This is a genomic window from Xylanibacter caecicola, from assembly GCF_013166515.1.
GTDB lineage: Bacteria > Bacteroidota > Bacteroidia > Bacteroidales > Bacteroidaceae > Prevotella > Prevotella caecicola.
On record NZ_JABKKJ010000002.1, the window covers coordinates 26,377 to 42,687 of the forward strand.

Below are 16,311 nucleotides of genomic sequence, written 5' to 3' on the forward strand. Positions count from 1 at the left end.
CCTATTTAAAGATTGCCGGGTTGTCCCTTATCTCCCTTTATCTTCTTTCCCCTAAAAGTTTCTTTCCTACCGCATAGGCACTTTCCGTCATCTTGCTTATTATGTCGATGGCAGTATGCATGTCCATCGTACCGAGTATTTGACAGCGTGTGTAGGCGGTTTCGTGTTCATTTTGTGTGGCAAGTCTACCGCACAGAAGCAGTCCGAAGTTGCGCTTATACTCTTCTACCATTGTGGCATAGAACGCCTCTGTCTTGCAGGCAAGCCTTATGAGATCCATTTGTGTGGTGTCTTCCTTTATGAAAGAGCGTATCTCCTGTTCTATTTCTTCCGCCTTGTAGTTCATTCTCGAAATAGCGTAGAACGCCTCGGTGTTGAAGCATTGCGATATGCTTTCATAGTGGTTGAGCATGGTGCGTTTGATGTTTTGCGGTTCAAACTTTTCCATATCGTTGTCCGATGACTGTGTTTCAACTATGCCGAGAGTGAAATATCTGAAGAATGTCTTTATGAGCATGGCAAGCACTTTGTCCTTATTCACCTGTTCCATTGTCCTTGTTGTTTTCCTTTAAGTTATTGTTTACGGCTCTGATGTTTCTCATCAGACCCTCATATTTAACACGTTTCACCGCGCTGCCTTTGAACAGTCGTTTGTAGTCTTCTGGCGTAAGGCGGTTCCATTTGTCCCTCGTCATGTTCAGAAGTTCGTCTTTGGGGCGTAGCCGAGGCTCGTCCGACGGGGTGGAAAACCTGTTCCAGGGACATGCTTGCTGGCATCTGTCGCATCCATATATAGTGTTTCCCATTTTCATGGCAATGCCCTGAGGTATTTCCATGCGGTTTTCTATGGTCTGATATGACAGACAAAGCCTTGAGTCGAATGCCGTGGCATATTGCTTGTCGTTGTTCATTGAAGTATCGGATATACTGTCGGAGAGTGCTCCCGTAGGGCATGCGTCGATGCACGAGTGGCATTTGCCGCACCGGTTTTTTATCGGACTGTCGTATTCTGTTTCCCTGTCGATGAACAGTTCGCCGAGGAAGAACATGCTTCCGGCATGTGGAATGATAAGCTGATGGTTGCGTCCGATCCAGCCGAGGCCGGCTTTGACCGCCCAATAGCGTTCGAGCACGGGGGCACTGTCGCAGAACACGCGGTATGAATGCAGCCCGAGACGTTCGGCAAGAAGTCTTAATTTCTCCTTTACAATGAAGTGATAGTCCTGTCCGAGCGCATATGCGGCAAGTTGGAGTTCATCTTCGGGCATGCGGTATGCCGGAGCATAGTTCATTGCAACGCAGACAATGCTTCTCAATCCGTCCATAAGCAGGCGTGGGTCGAGGCGTTTGTCCATGTGGTTTGCCATATATGCCATGTCAGCATGCAGCCCGTTGCCAAGCCATATAGCCAGTTCTTCTTCCGTATCGGTGTCGACACGGTCTGCCCGGGCTATGCCGCACGTAAAAAAGCCGAGGTCTTTTGCCTCGGCTTTTATTCTTTCACTCGAAAGTCTTGAACTCATATCCTTGTTCTTTCAGCCACCTCAGAACCTCCGGTAAGGCATGTTCCAGTTTCCCTATGCTTTTTATCGAGTCGTGGAAAGTTATTATCGAGCCGTTGCGCGTATAGCGTTTTACGTTGCCGATGATATCTTCTGCCGTTGTCCATTTGCTGTAGTCGCGTGTCAGCAGATCCCACATCACGATGCGATATTTGCGCCCCAACCAGAAGTACTGTTCCCAGCGCATCCACCCATGAGGCGGTCTGAACAGGTGGCTTTTTATCAGTTCGTTTGCCATTTCCGTATTGGCACTGTATGAATGGGTAGAATGACGGAAGCCGCTCCAATGGTTGAAAGTGTGGTTTCCAACCTGATGACCCGCTTCGACAATGTCGTTGTAAAGATCGTGGTACTTAAGTACGTTCTCCCCAACCATGAAGAAAGTGGCTTTTACGTCAAATTCGGCAAGCGTCTTGAGTATGAACGGCGTACTTTCCGGTATAGGACCGTCGTCGAAGGTCAGATAAACAGACCTTTCATTCTTGTCCATTCTCCACGTAGCCCTCGGATAGAGCCAGTGGAGCCAGATGCTTGGTTGTTCTATAATCATTACGTTTGTTGCTTATGCCGAATTTGTTTACGGTCCTCACTATTACATGGGCAGCTGTCCGCCTCTTTCCTGATAGGTCTTTACGGACATTTCCCACTTCGTTTCCAAGGCATCAGCCCATTTCTCATCAACCAACGGAGCTATATCCAGACACAGCCTCATGATGTATATTTGCATCATGCACTCCTGCTGGGACATGGCAAAGCGGTTTGTGTTAAGTGAGTTGTACCACCGCATGTACTGCCATGCGTTGTTGAAGATGTCGCCAAGAACTTTCTTTGCCTGTGCCTTCTGACCAATCAGGGCGTATGCCTTTGCGATGTCGATGCCGCCGCTCATGTATGTCATGGGCACGTTATATGCCGGTATCATTTTGTCTGCGTACGCCAAAGCTTTGGCTGCCTTGTCGTTTTTACCTTCGCTGATGAGGTGCAGGGCGAGCTGTGCAAAGAGACGACGGTGGGTGTAGCACATGCGCATTACTGTCTCGTCGAGATATATGCCCTTCTTGTCAAGACCGCCGTACTTAAAGCGTGTCATCATGTTTGTGTACACCTTCTCCGTGTCGAAGTTCTTCATGTCGCCCGTGTTGGTGGTAAACGGTGTTATACGGTTTACCAATCCTTCTTGTATGAAGTTGTCTCCAAGATTCATATAGTTGTCGGCTCCAACCGTACAAGCCACGTATATAGGACGTGTCCAGTTGCATTGTGCAAGCATTTCAAGCATCATGAGGTCGCCTTTATAAAGGTTTCTTTTACCTTTTAGTGATATGACCATGCGGTCGGGAATGCTGTCGGCTGCCATCATCATGCCGCTCTTTCTTACGGCTTCCTTGTCTATTGTCAGATAGAGAGTGTCCGTTGGGATGAAGTGCATTTCCTTGTCCTTGCTGCGAACCCAGTATTTCAGTACGTTCTTAAGCTCGAACGGAGAGTCGCCGAACTGTTTCTTTGCCTCTTCGGGATGTTGTTTGTATAGTTCCAGTACCTGTGACTTGGCTTCCGGTTCTACCGATATGTAGTCGTTGGTTCCGGAACAATAGTCAAGTCTCGGCCATGTTATGGGCACCGATGGAGAGTTGTATGCCGGGCGACACATCTGGTCTATGTACCAGTCGGTCTGCAGGTAACTGAGGTTGCAGACGCGTGCATCAGTGCGTACGCCCTCCACTTCCTGGTTGTACCACAGCGGGAATGTGTCGTTGTCGCCGTTTGTGAAGACAATGGGGTTGCCCTTGTCCTGTAGCGACATGAGGTAGTTCTGTCCGAAGTCGCGGCACGTATAGCGTCCGCTGCGGTCGTGGTCGTCCCATGTCTGGCTTGCCATTTGTATGGGAACGAGTAGACATGCCACACCCACAATTGCCGCCAGAACGGTTTCTGTCTTTTTGTCGAGGCGTGCGTCTGCCGGTATTTTGCCATTGCCCGCCTGCTTGTATTTCATTCGGAGCAGACCTTTTTTGATAAGGTCAATCGTTGCAGCCACACCCATTCCGCACCATATTGCGAATGCGTAGAACGAACCGGCGTATGCATAGTCACGCTCGCGCGGTTGCATAGGTGTCTGGTTAAGATATATTACGATTGCAAGTCCTGTCATGAAGAACAGGAAGAACACCACCCAGAACTGTCGTATGCCGCGCTGTCCGCGGTATGCCTGCCAGAACAGACCTATCAGTCCGAGGAGCAAAGGCAGACAGTAGAACACGTTGTGACCCTTGTTCTCTTTCAGTTCGTCCGGCAGCAGACTTTGGTCTCCCAACATCATATTGTCTATGAAAGGTATTCCCGTAATCCAGTTGCCGTGTTCAAGCTCTCCGTTGCCTTGTATGTCGTTCTGCCTTCCGGCGAAGTTCCACATGAAATAACGCCAGTACATGAAGTTGCATTGGTATGAAAGGAAGAAACGAATGTTCTCCAGTTGCGACGGCATCTTTACCATTATCGTCTCGCCGCAGTTGTCGTATGGCACCTCCGTACCGTTCACGCCTCCCATCCAACTCTCGTATGCCTGTGCGTGGTCGCTCGAGTGCATGCGTGGGAAAAGCATGTTCTGAGCATATACATACTTGTTCTTGTGCCTTACAATGAAGTACGAGTCTTTCTCATCCGTCGATGCCTTTTCTTTTCGCTGGTATACCGGTGCGCCCTCTTTCATGCGCGGTATGCATCGGTTACCGTCGATGTCGAGCTGCACCTGCGATGTGTATGCCTGTCCGTATAGTAGCGGACTGTCGCCATATTGGTCGCGGCTGAGATAGCTTCCCAGTGTGAAGATATCTTCGGGAGAGTTCTGATCCATCGGTGTATTTGCCGATGAGCGTATTACAATGAGTGCATAGCTTGAGTAACCAATCATTAGCATGAGCATGCACAGCAGCACGGTGTTCTTCATACGGGCACTGACGAGAGCCGCCTTGTCCTTCTTGAAGTTCAGTACGAACCATAGTGCGGCAAGCACCACGATGCCTGTAACTACCGCCGCCCAGCCATGACCGACAAACGGAACACCGAGCATTGCCACGGCAATGAGGAAAGACACGTTGCTGCGTTTTGTACTACGATTAGTATAGCTTTCGTATATTGCCCAGATGACAGTGCCGACGAGCAGTATGATGTATATAATCTCGCCTGTGTTGAACGGGCATCCGAGCGTGTTGACGAAGAACAGTTCAAACCATCCGCCCACGGTGATGATACCCGGAACGACGCCATATAATATGCCGGCAACGATGGCAAACGACACGGCAAGTGCCATGAGCGAGCCTTTGAGGTCGGCATTCGGGAACTTGCGGTAATAGTATACCAGTACGATTGCAGGTACACACAGCAGGTTCAGCAGGTGTACTCCGATGCTCAGTCCCGTCATATACATTATTAATACAAGCCAACGATCGCTGTGCGGTTCGTCGGCATGATCCTCCCACTTGAGTATCAGCCAGAACACTACGGCGGTGAAAGCCGATGAGTATGCGTAAACTTCACCCTCGACCGCGCTGAACCAGAATGTGTCGCTGAACGTATATATCAGTGCGCCCACCATTCCGCTTGCCTCTATGGCTATCATCTTCGACAGAGTGAGGTCGTTCCAGTCTTTCAGTATCAGTTTGCGCGTTAGATGAGTGATGCTCCAGAACAGGAACAAAATGCATGTTGCGCTGAGCAGGGCACTCATCATGTTTACCATGAGGGCAACCTGCGAAGGGTCGCTTGCGAACTGTGAAAAGAGATTTGCCGTGAGCATAAAGAACGGCGCGCCCGGCGGGTGACCTATTTCGAGCTTATATCCTGTGACGATAAACTCCGGGCAGTCCCAGAAACTGGCTGTGGGTTCAACCGTGCTACAATATACAAAGGCTGCTATAAGGAATGCCAGCCAGCCCAGTATATTGTCCACTAACTTAAATTGTTTCATTTACAGATAATGTGATTATTATAAATTTTTGGTTACAAAGATACAAAGTTTGACTGTGTTTGTGGGTTATTTATTATTCTTTAACGCAACTTTGCGGGCGGGTAGGGGAGCGGTTGCACAATAGGGGAAAACATGCCGTATTGTAAAAGGGCACCTCTTGGCTTCTAAAAGGTGCCCTTTCTGGCTCTAAAAGATGCCCTTTTGGACGTTAAAAGACGTCCTTTTAGAAGTCAAAAGGTAAGATATTGAAAATCAAAATGTTATGAAATACTATGAGGCAAGCATACTTGCACCGTATACAAGCAGTACGTAGCGCAGGAATTTGCCTATTGCCATGCTTGTTGTCGATATCACAATGTTTGCTCTCATAAGTCCTAAAAGTATCGTTATGGCGCTGCCCAACACGGGCAGGAATGCAAAGAAGCCCATCCATGCCCCGTGTCCTGCCATGAAACGCTGTGCCTTGTCCAGATCTTTCTTCTTTACATGAAGATACTTTTCAATCCAGTCGAGACGCCCCATTCTGCCCACACCGTAGTTGAAAAGTCCCCCGAGAATGTTGCCCGCCGTACCGTATAAAATCAATCCCCACGGGTCAAGTCCGGTGGCAAGCAGTCCCAGCATCACCGCCTCGCTGCTGAACGGTAGGAAACTTCCTGCAAGGAATGCCGAAGCCAGCATTCCGACATATCCGTATTCTGTAAGAAATGCTATTATTACATCCATATATTATATGCAGTGAGTGCAAGTATTGCCGTTGTGATAGTGCAGAATGCCATATTGGTAAGACGCGTCCCCGTGAGTGCGATGAAGTGTGCCGCCGGCGGAGCCGTGTTCACTATGAGCAACGGCAGCAGCATGTCCGTGTGCTGCGGCTGCACCATGACGAACGCAATGATTATGAGGTTCATTATGATAAATGTTTCATATATGGTTCTCGTGCGTATCTTGTCGCCGTAGCTGTTGCGTAAATAGTGTATCATTCCCGTGAATGCAAGCAGCAGTATCAATGCCAGTGCAGCCAGTCTTTTCGTGTCGGGCAACGCATAAAGCGGCATGGGATTGAATATGGCGATGTCGGCAAAGTGGCGGATAAGTTCTTCATGGCTTCCGGTCAGCAGACAGTAGCCTGCAAGAAACCAGTATGGTGTGACCACTCCCAGTACCGATGCCCAAAACATTTTAGGGTTGAAGACCATCAGCTTGCCTGCCATTATAATCCACAACACCGGCACAAGAAACAGTATCTGTACGAAGAATATGCTTGCCAGTCCTATGAACAGGAACGCATAGAACATCCGTCCTCTGGTGTTCTTATTCTGATAGCATGAGAAAAAAGCCAGATAGAACGCTGTCATGCACATCTGCACGGCAAAGGGTTCGTATTTTTCAAACAGAAAAGCCGTCATGGCTGTGAGCACGAGAAACGTGCACGACACCATGCGGCTGTATATACGTATAAGCGAGTTTTGGTTGTTGAGAATCATCATCATGAATGCTGACGCTGCAAAGAGCGCAAACTGTATGTACATACCGTTGTCTGTCAGTCCTCCGGCAAGCCATACCAATGTTGCGTATACTGCCGTTACGGGCAGTGCAAAACGGCTTTCCGCCACCTTGTTCTGCAGTCTTTTCCTTGCCACAACCTTACTCCTTCTGTCTTTTCTCCTTGTTTTTTCTTATCTTGTATTCTTTGGTTTGCGTGCAATCAGAGGTCTGCACCTATATCCGAACGGAAATATTTGTCCTTGAACAGTATCTTCTGAGCCTCGGTGAAGGACTTCTTCAGCGCTTCTTCCTTGTCTTTTCCGTATGAACTTACTGCTATCACGCGTCCTCCGGCAGTTACAACCGTGTCGTCTTTCATCGCCGTGCCGCTATGAAAAACAATGCTGCCGTCCACGTCCTCGATGCCGCTTATGGGATATCCTTTGACATATTCCTGAGGATAACCTCCGCTCACGAGCATAACGCACACAGCCGCACGCTCGTCAAACGTAATCTCACGCTTGTCAAGATCGCCTTTTGCAACGCCTTCGAACAGGTCTACAATGTCGCTTTTCAGGCGCAACATCACGCTTTCCGTTTCCGGATCGCCCATGCGGCAGTTGTATTCTATCACCATAGGCTCGCCGTCCACGTTTATAAGTCCGAAGAATATAAAGCCCTTATAATCTATTTTCTCTTCTGCCAGACCGTCTACTGTCGGGCGGATGATGCGATCCTCCACTTTTTTCATCCACTCTTCGGTTGCAAAGGGAACCGGTGTCACGCTGCCCATACCGCCCGTGTTCAGACCGGTATCGTGTTCACCTATGCGCTTGTAGTCCTTTGCCTCAGGCAAAATCTTGTAGTTCTTTCCGTCTGTGAGTACGAAAACTGAGCACTCTATGCCGCTGAGGAATTCCTCGATGACAACGTTTGCCGAGGCATTTCCGAACATTCCGCCCAGCATTTCCTTGAACTCTTTCTTCGCTTCTTCGAGCGTTGGCAATATCAGAACTCCCTTGCCGGCACAAAGCCCGTCGGCTTTCAGCACGTATGGAGCCTTCATCGTTTCGAGAAAGGTCAGTCCTTCGTCGATGTTCATGCCGTTGAAGGTGCGGTATTTTGCTGTCGGGATGTTGTGTCTTTCCATGAAACTTTTGGCAAAGTCCTTGCTTCCCTCGAGCACGGCACCCTGCTTCGACGGTCCTATCACCGGCACCTTGGCAGTGCGTGGGTCGTCGCGGAAGTTGTCGTATATGCCTTTTACCAACGGGTCTTCGGGACCTACAACAACCATGTCGATGCCCTTTTCCACAACAAAATCCTTCAACTTCTCGAAGTCGTCAGCCTTTATTGCAACATTTTCGCCCGCGTTCGATGTTCCGGCATTACCCGGAGCAATGTACAGCTTTTCCACTCTCTCGCTCTGCGCAATCTTCCATGCAAGTGCATGTTCACGTCCGCCGCTTCCTAACAATAATATTTTCATACAGTAAACCGACTGTTTTTATAGTTTATGATATTCCTTTTTATAGCTATGTAGCCCGTCTGCCGGACCGTTTATGACATCTTTTTGCCTTACAGCCTATGCCGCTTTTATTTGAGATAGTCTTCAAAATACTGCGTTATACGTTCGTGCAGATGCACGCTTTTGTGTCCCGCCATGTTGTGACCTTCGCCCGGATAGACAAAGAAATCAGGCTGCGTGCCCGCTTCCGTGCAAGCGTTGATGAACTGCAGGGAATGTTGCGGAACGACGGTCGGGTCGTTCATGCCGATGATTATCTGCAATTTGCCTTTCAAGTCCTTTGCTTTTGCTATTAAAGATGCCTGCTCATAGCCCTCGGGATTGCTCTCCGGGGTGTCCATATACCGTTCGCCGTACATCACTTCGTACCATTTCCAGTCTATTACAGGACCTCCTGCCACTCCTACTTTAAACACATCGGGATAGTTTGTCATAAGCGATATGGTCATAAATCCGCCGTAGCTCCATCCGTGTACGCCCATGCGGTCGGCGTCTACATAAGGAAGTGTCTTGAGAAAGTCCACACCTTTCATCTGGTCTTTCATCTCCTCCTGTCCCAGGTGGCGGAATGTAGCCTGCTCGAAAGCCAGTCCGCGGTTCTCGCTTCCTCTGTTGTCGAGTATGAACAGCAGATATCCCTTCTGTGCCATGTACGTTTCCCACGAGCGGCTCAGATAGTGCCAGCTTGCATCCACGTTATGTGCGTGGGGACCGCCGTATACGTATATGACGGTAGGATATTTCTTATTGGGGTCAAATCCTATGGGTTTCACCATGCGGTAGTAAAGGTCTGTCGTGCCGTCGGCAGCCTTTATCGTTCCGCACGAGTATTCAGGAACGTTGTATCCTGTCCACGGGTCGGGCGCGCTGAATATCATGTTGCGCTTTGCCGTGCCTGTATTTATAACCTCGATGTTGCGCGGTACGTCCGGTTCCGAGTACTTGTCACATAGCAGGTTGCCGCTTTCCGACAGTGTGCCGTAGTGAACACCGCGCCCGTTGTCAAGCTGTGTCCTTTTGCCTGTGGTAGTGTTGACGGCGAAAAGGTTTCTTTGTATCGGGCTCAGCTCGTTGGATTCCACGATGACAGACTTCTTCTTGCTGTTCAGTCCGACAAGTTCCATGATTACAAAGTTGCCCTTTGTGAGTTGCACGGACTGCAGATGCTCCTTGTATGACACGCCCGCCGCCGTCTGTCTATTCTCCGGATAGATGCTTTTGCGCGTGTCGAACACATAAAGATGGTTGAAACCGTCACGCTGGCTTTGAAGTATGAACTTGTTGTTGTCCCATGGCAAGAACGTCAGAGGATGCAACGGCTCCACATATTTGTCGCTCCACTCCTCGTAGATAATCTCCTTTTGGTCGCCCGTTTCCGCGTTGTAGCTTGTCAGTAGCATGTGGTTCTGGTCACGGTTAAGCTCCTGTATGTATATGATTTTTGAGTCCGGACTCCACGTTATGTTGGTAAAATAGCGGTCGGTAGGGTCTCCGGTCTTAAGATATACGGTATTTCCCGTTGCCATGTCATATACCCCTACGGTAACCTTATGGCTTGTCATGCCTGCCATGGGGTATTTGTCAGGCTCGTATTCCGCCGCTCTTGTGAATGTGTTCACTTGCGGATAGTCGGTCACCATGCTCTGATCCATACGGTAAAAAGCCAGTCTGTCGCCCTCCTTGTTCCAAAACGTTCCGCTCATTATACCGAACTCATTGCGGTGCACCGCCTGTCCGTATACAATCTCCCGGCTGCCGTCTGTAGACAGTTGATTGGTGTTTCCTGCGGCATCGGTTACGAACAGTTGGTTGCCCTTTACAAATGCCACGGCTTTTGAAACACTGTTCCAGTCGGCGTTGGTCTCGCCTTCGCATACCTGCCGCCATATCGTCTTGCCCGCCTTGAAGTCAATGAGCATCCGCTCTTTACGGTTGCTTACCAATACGAGAGGTTTGTCTGCGTAAGGAAATCTTGCGCCGTAAAGACTTCGTATTTTTGTATTTTCGTTCGTTTCTGCCCATTTGTTGATATCTTCCGTACCGAATAAAGCCGTTTCCTTGCCGTTGTCCGTGTTTATCAACGAGCATGTCTCGGCACCGCGTCTTACCAGTTTGTCACCCCACCATGCGGTATATATGTTTTTGGGTGACATGTTGTAATAGTTCGTTCCGCCGTAGTTCAAATCTTCAAGCGTGAACTCTTTACCCTGTGACATGCCTGCAACTGTTGTCAGTATCATTATTGCCAGTGTTGCAGCCCTTTTTCCGAAGAGCCTCTTTATTACGTCAGTCTTTTCCATAGTTGTATCTCTTTCCCTTTTTGCCGAAGTCCTTTCCGCCTTTTCTTGCACCCCTTTCAAAACCTCTGCCCTTGTCATCGCGGCGACGGTCTCTGCCGTTGCGCTCCTCGTTTCTGTCGCGGTTGCGTTCGGCTTTGCGGCTGTTGCGCTCCTTGCGGTCAAACTCATCAAACTTGTGTGAATGGAACTTGAACGACCTTATGTCACCCTCTTCGTTCTCGGCTTCCTCTTCCAAACGCCTCTTGAACTCTCTGTTTTTCTTGAAGCGTCCCTTTTCAGCCATGGCTTTCTTCTCTTCCTCGGTTTTGAGGATTTTGCCGCTGCCGCGGAAATCCTTGAGTCTTCCGTCGAACATCTGGTACTTTCTGAACTCACATTCCAACGAACCGTTATACAGCGGTATCTTTATCGAAGGACGAAGTCCTATCTGGTCGAAGCACTCCTGACGGTAGCTGAGCACCCATGCCTCGTTGTTCTTGAACTGATGTTTCAGCGTTTCGCCTATCATCTTGTACGTTCCGAGCAGGTTGGGAGTGGATATACGTTCGCCGTATGGTGGGTTTGTTATTATTATAGATTTGTTCTCGGGTTGCTTGAAGTCTTTGAAATCGGCGTTTTCCACCGTTATTATGCTTGACATTCCCGCAGCTTTCACGTTCATTCGTGCCGTGTTTACGGCTTTCATGTCGATGTCGTATCCGTAGATGTGGTGCTTGAACTCCCTCTCCTGTGAATCGTCGTTGTATATGCTGTCGAACAACTCGCGGTCAAAGTCGTTCCATTTCTCAAACGCATATTCCTTTCTGAACACTCCCGGGGCAATGTTCTGTGCTATGAGTGCCGCCTCTACCAGCAGCGTTCCCGAACCGCACATCGGGTCGATGAAGTCCGTGTCGCCTTTCCAACCGCTCATCAGTATCATGCCGGCAGCCAGAACCTCATTCAGCGGAGCCTCTACCGACTCCTGACGGTAGCCCCTGCGGTGAAGGCTTTCGCCGCTCGAGTCGAGCGACAATGTACATTTGTCTTCCGCAATATGTATGTTCAGTCTGATGTCCGGATTGGTTACGGATATGTTGGGACGCTGTCCCGTCTTCTCACGGAACTGGTCCACAATGGCATCCTTTACCTTGTATGCCACGAACTTGGAGTGACGGAATTCCTCGGAGAACACCACTGCGTCTACGGCAAATGTCTTGTTGTTGTCCAAAAACTCGCTCCAGTCTATCTTTTTTATCTCCTCGTACACGTCGTCGGCACTTGCCGCCTTGAAGTGTTTGATTGGTTTCAGAATTTTTATTGCCGTGTGCAACTGGAAGTTTGCACGGTACATAGTCTCCTTATTGCCGCTGAACGACACCATGCGGCGTCCTGTCTGCACGTTGTTAGCTCCCATTTGTGTCAGCTCCTGTGCCAAAATGGGCTCCAGACCCATGAATGTCTTGGCGATGAGTTCAAATTCCTGTTCCATTATTTATATTGATGTTGTTCTTTCCATATAGTCCCTCGGTGCCATGTATGACAAAATCCCGGCATCTATGCCTTCTTGTATTTCTTTGTCTCAGGTTCCATGTCTTCCGTCACCCAGATGTTTGCCCCAACCACACAGTCGTGCCCTATGGTTATCCGTCCGAGTATTGTCGCGTTTGAATATACAACCACGTTGTCCTCTATTATCGGGTGTCGGGCTATGCCTTTAATTGGGTTACCGTTCTCGTCGAGTGGAAAACTCTTTGCCCCGAGCGTCACTCCCTGATACAGTTTCACGTTGTTGCCTATGATACATGTAGCCCCTATTACCACGCCCGTTCCGTGGTCGATGGTGAAGTGGTGTCCTATTTGTGCTCCCGGATGTATGTCTATGCCCGTTTCAGAGTGTGCCATCTCCGTCATCATGCGCGGTATTAGAGGCACTCCGAGCACCGTCAGCTCGTGGGCGATGCGGTAGTTTGTAAGAGCTTTTATCACGGGATAGCAAGATATTATCTCTCCTACACTTTCGGCTGCCGGATCTCCGCAATATGCAGCTTCCACGTCGGTGGCGAGCGTAGCGCGTATGACAGGCAATTTTTCTATTATTTGTGTCGCCAGCTGTTCCGACTCGCATCGCCTGACGTTAAGTTTCTCATACGTTTCCTCACTGCATTCATCGGCAAAACACAGTCCTGCCATGATCTGGTCGGCAAGCAGTTTGTGCAGCCGTTCCACATTTACACCGATGTGATATTTGATGGTTTTGATGTTTACGGATGACATTCCGTAGTATCCCGGAAACAAAATAGAACGTGACAGTTCTATTATTTCTTGCAGAGCCTTTGCAGACGGCAAGGGATTGCCGTCCCTGTGCTGATGGAAGATGCCTTTTAGCGATTCTTCCCGTGACAACTTTTCCGTTGTCATAGTCAGAATGGCAGTAGAGTGGTCAGTGCTCATTTACTTGTGTCTCAATCTTTATGCTGCAAAATTACTTCATTTATGGTTAACCGCCAAATAAATTCATACATTAATTAATGTCCGTCCGATGAATTTAAGCAACAGTGTATAGGCTTTCCATACCGTTCTTTTCAATTTTCGCCACGTAGTCTTTTATGTTATTGTATGTCAGCGAAAGTAAGATGACGAACACTGTAAAAGAGGTCTTGGAGTATGAAATGGCGTGTATGTCGAACCGCTGTTTACAACATTATTGCACCGTTTCGCGATGCCTTTTGTAACATCCTGTAAATCAGAATGATACCTTTTGCCTTCCAAAAAGGTGGCGTTTCAGCCTCTAAAAGGCGGCATATTGGAGGCTGAAATGCCGTCTTTTGGAAGACAAAACATCCTTGTTGAGATTACTTAACTGATTGTTTCCAATTCTTAACCTTATTGTAACACAATTGTAACATAGCATGTATATCTTTGCAGAGAGGTAAAAAGATAATAAAAACAACGAAGTTTATGATAACTATTTACTTTATTATTGTGGCGTTCCTGCTGATTTTGGCAGTGTTCGACCTTTTTGTCGGTGTAAGCAACGATGCCGTAAACTTTCTGAACTCGGCAGTCGGTGCCCGTGTGGCGAAATACCGTACGGTGCTGATTGTTGCTTCTGCAGGAGTTCTTCTCGGAGCAGTGATGAGTGCCGGCATGATGGATGTGGCGCGTCATGGCATAATGCGCCCCGACAATTACACGTTCCACGAGGTCATGACGATACTCCTTGCCGTAATGGTTACGGACGTTGTGGTGCTCGACATGTTCAACACCCTCGGCATGCCTACGTCCACCACTGTGTCGCTTGTGTTCGAACTGCTTGGCGGAACGTTCATTCTTGCACTTCTTAAGATGAATGCCGATCCCGCATTGGCTGTTACCGATCTGCTGAACAGCGACAAGGCGCTGAGTGTCATCATTGCCATTTTCGTGTCTGTGGCGGTGGCATTCTTTTTCGGTGTGGTGGTGATGTGGCTTTCACGACTTGTTTTCACTTTCAACTACAAGCCTCGTCTTCGATATACCGTGGCTGTGTTCGGCGGCATAGCTTTTACTGCGCTTGTCTATTTTATATTTATAAAAGGTATAGGCGACTCGCCTTTTGTTGCCGACGGCGTGCGTGCGTGGATAAACAACCGCACCTTGTTGCTTCTTGCCGTATCGTTTGTTGTCTCCGCCTTGCTTATGCAGGTGCTTCATTTGTTGCGCGTAAATGTCTTCAAGGTTATTGTCCTGCTCGGCACCTTTGCTCTTGCCATGGCTTTTGCCGGCAATGACCTCGTCAACTTTATCGGTGTTCCGCTTGCCGGTCTCGATGCCCTTCGTGATTTCATTGCCAACGGCAACGGTGCGTTCGATTCGTATAAGATGACCGTACTCATGTCATCGGCAAAAAGCCCGCTGTCCTATCTTGTCATTGCAGGTCTGGTTATGGTAGTGGCTATGTTCACCTCAAAGAAAGCAAAGAACGTTGTCAAGACCAGCGTAGACCTCAGTCGTCAGGACGAGGGCGACGAGATGTTCGGCTCGTCCAAGGTGGCGCGCAGCATCGTCCGTGCCACTCAAGACATCGGTGACGTTGTTTCTAAGATTGTGCCGCGCCGTGTACACAACATCATGGACAGACGTTTCAACAGCAGTGAGGCTGTTCTGGCACAGGGAGCGGCGTTCGACGAGGTGCGTGCGGCGGTAAATCTTGTTCTCGCCGCCATGCTTATAATTGCCGGTACCAACTATAAGCTGCCCCTTTCGACCACTTACGTAACTTTTATGGTTGCCATGGGTACGTCTCTTGCCGACCGCGCCTGGGGACGCGAGAGCGCGGTGTTCCGTGTAACCGGTGTCATGTCTGTCATCGGCGGTTGGTTTGTCACGGCAGGAGTGGCTTTCGCCCTGTGTGCAATAGTGTGCGCCCTGATGTATTTCGGAGGCATCGTTGTGATGGTGGCTTTTATAGTTCTCGACATCTATATATTATGGCGCAGCAACCGAAGATATGCTGCCAAAAGCAAGGAGGACAAGAAAGAAAACCTATTTGCACTGATGATGCGTACGCGCGACAAGGATATAGTGTGGGATCTGCTGTCCAAGCATGTGCAGCGCACGCAGAGTTTCGTGACAGGATTTGTTCTCGAACAGTTCAATGCCATTGTTATCGAAGGGTTTGCACAGGCAAACCTGCGCCGACTGCGAGACTGTGAGACTGCCCTCGATGAAGAACTCGGGCAACTGAAGAAATACCGCCGCCAGGAACTTCTTGCCCTTAAGCGTGTGCCGGACAACATGGCGATAGAGCGTAACACGTGGTTCCACCTCGGTATGAGCAGCGACAGGCAGTTCATATACTGTCTCAAACGCATGCTGGAGCCGGTGAAAGAACATGTGGATAACAACTTCAATCCCGTTCCAGAGGAATATATTGCCGAATTTGAACCCGTGCGCCGTAACATAAACGAGCTGATGAACCTTACGCAGCAGATGATTTCCACCAACAGGTACGACCGCTACCGTGAGACGCTTGCCGTTGCAGACGAGTGCAAAGACGGGCTTTCGGCTCTCCGCAAGCGTCATATAGACCGTATGTATCGCGACAACGGTACATCAGGGCTTAAGGTGTCGCTGCTCTATCTCAATGTGTTGCAGGAAACACAGGAGCTTGTTAGCATAATGCGTCATCAGTTGCGTGCGGCGCGCAAGTTCCAAGCGAAGAACAAATATGCATTCGGCTGATTTTTTTAATTGTTTTTATTAAAATATTTACTGTGTCGTGCAACATTCCTTGCTCTGCTTGCGTCTAATGGATGTAAATAATTATGATGGAGTTTGGAAATAAGAAGATAGAGGGAGATAGGAGAAGATAGAGGAAGATAGAAGACGTATGCTTTGTTGCTTGAAACAAGACTATTGTCCTTTATCTTCTGTGGCGCAAGCCACATATCTCCCCAAATCTTCCCTTATCTCCTTTACAATAAAGAAACAATAACGAATAAA

11 protein-coding genes are annotated in these 16,311 nt (G+C 48.9%); 1 reads left to right on the forward strand and 10 read right to left on the reverse strand.

The features are described 5' to 3' along the window. Positions 1–37: 37 nt before the first annotated feature. The 10 genes from HPS54_RS01845 to HPS54_RS01890 all read right to left on the reverse strand — a co-directional run bounded on the left by HPS54_RS01845 (position 38) and on the right by HPS54_RS01890 (position 13,278). The gene (locus tag HPS54_RS01845; protein ID WP_172343777.1) at positions 38–550 is read right to left on the reverse strand and encodes a hypothetical protein; all 513 of its coding nucleotides are present in this window, start codon (positions 548–550) and stop codon (positions 38–40) included. Beyond that, entirely contained in the window at positions 534–1,523 is a 990-nt protein-coding gene (gene queG, locus HPS54_RS01850) for a tRNA epoxyqueuosine(34) reductase QueG (protein WP_172343778.1), read from the reverse strand. The genes HPS54_RS01845 and queG overlap by 17 nt, the downstream gene beginning before the upstream one ends. After that, a complete protein-coding gene (locus HPS54_RS01855) occupies positions 1,501–2,112 on the reverse strand; it encodes a polysaccharide deacetylase family protein (RefSeq protein WP_172343779.1) in 612 nt (203 codons plus the stop codon). The genes queG and HPS54_RS01855 overlap by 23 nt, the downstream gene beginning before the upstream one ends. A 42-nt stretch (positions 2,113–2,154) precedes the next feature. Then, complete coding sequence (locus HPS54_RS01860; RefSeq protein ID WP_172343780.1) at positions 2,155–5,529, reverse strand: glycosyltransferase family 117 protein; 3,375 nt, start codon at positions 5,527–5,529, stop codon at positions 2,155–2,157. Positions 5,530–5,799: 270 nt separating this feature from the next. Continuing rightward, a complete protein-coding gene (locus HPS54_RS01865) occupies positions 5,800–6,255 on the reverse strand; it encodes a YqaA family protein (RefSeq protein WP_172343781.1) in 456 nt (151 codons plus the stop codon). Then, positions 6,246–7,172, reverse strand: a complete 927-nt coding sequence (locus HPS54_RS01870) for a hypothetical protein (protein WP_172343782.1) — start codon at positions 7,170–7,172, stop codon at positions 6,246–6,248. The genes HPS54_RS01865 and HPS54_RS01870 overlap by 10 nt, the downstream gene beginning before the upstream one ends. A 65-nt stretch (positions 7,173–7,237) precedes the next feature. Next, positions 7,238–8,506: a phosphoribosylamine--glycine ligase gene (purD, locus tag HPS54_RS01875; RefSeq protein WP_172343783.1), complete on the reverse strand. Its 1,269-nt coding sequence runs from the start codon at positions 8,504–8,506 to the stop codon at positions 7,238–7,240. Between the two features lie 107 nt (positions 8,507–8,613). Further along, positions 8,614–10,785: a S9 family peptidase gene (locus tag HPS54_RS01880; RefSeq protein ID WP_420907307.1), complete on the reverse strand. Its 2,172-nt coding sequence runs from the start codon at positions 10,783–10,785 to the stop codon at positions 8,614–8,616. 46 nt (positions 10,786–10,831) lie between these two features. Beyond that, positions 10,832–12,316, reverse strand: a complete 1,485-nt coding sequence (locus HPS54_RS01885; protein ID WP_172343784.1) for a THUMP domain-containing class I SAM-dependent RNA methyltransferase — start codon at positions 12,314–12,316, stop codon at positions 10,832–10,834. A gap of 65 nt (positions 12,317–12,381) precedes the next feature. Continuing rightward, positions 12,382–13,278, reverse strand: coding sequence for a serine O-acetyltransferase (locus HPS54_RS01890; RefSeq protein ID WP_172343785.1), 897 nt, complete (start codon positions 13,276–13,278; stop codon positions 12,382–12,384). A gap of 507 nt (positions 13,279–13,785) precedes the next feature. Between HPS54_RS01890 and HPS54_RS01895 the strand changes: the two genes are divergently transcribed. After that, entirely contained in the window at positions 13,786–16,050 is a 2,265-nt protein-coding gene (locus HPS54_RS01895) for an inorganic phosphate transporter (RefSeq protein ID WP_172343786.1), read from the forward strand. The last annotated feature ends 261 nt before the right edge of the window (positions 16,051–16,311 follow it).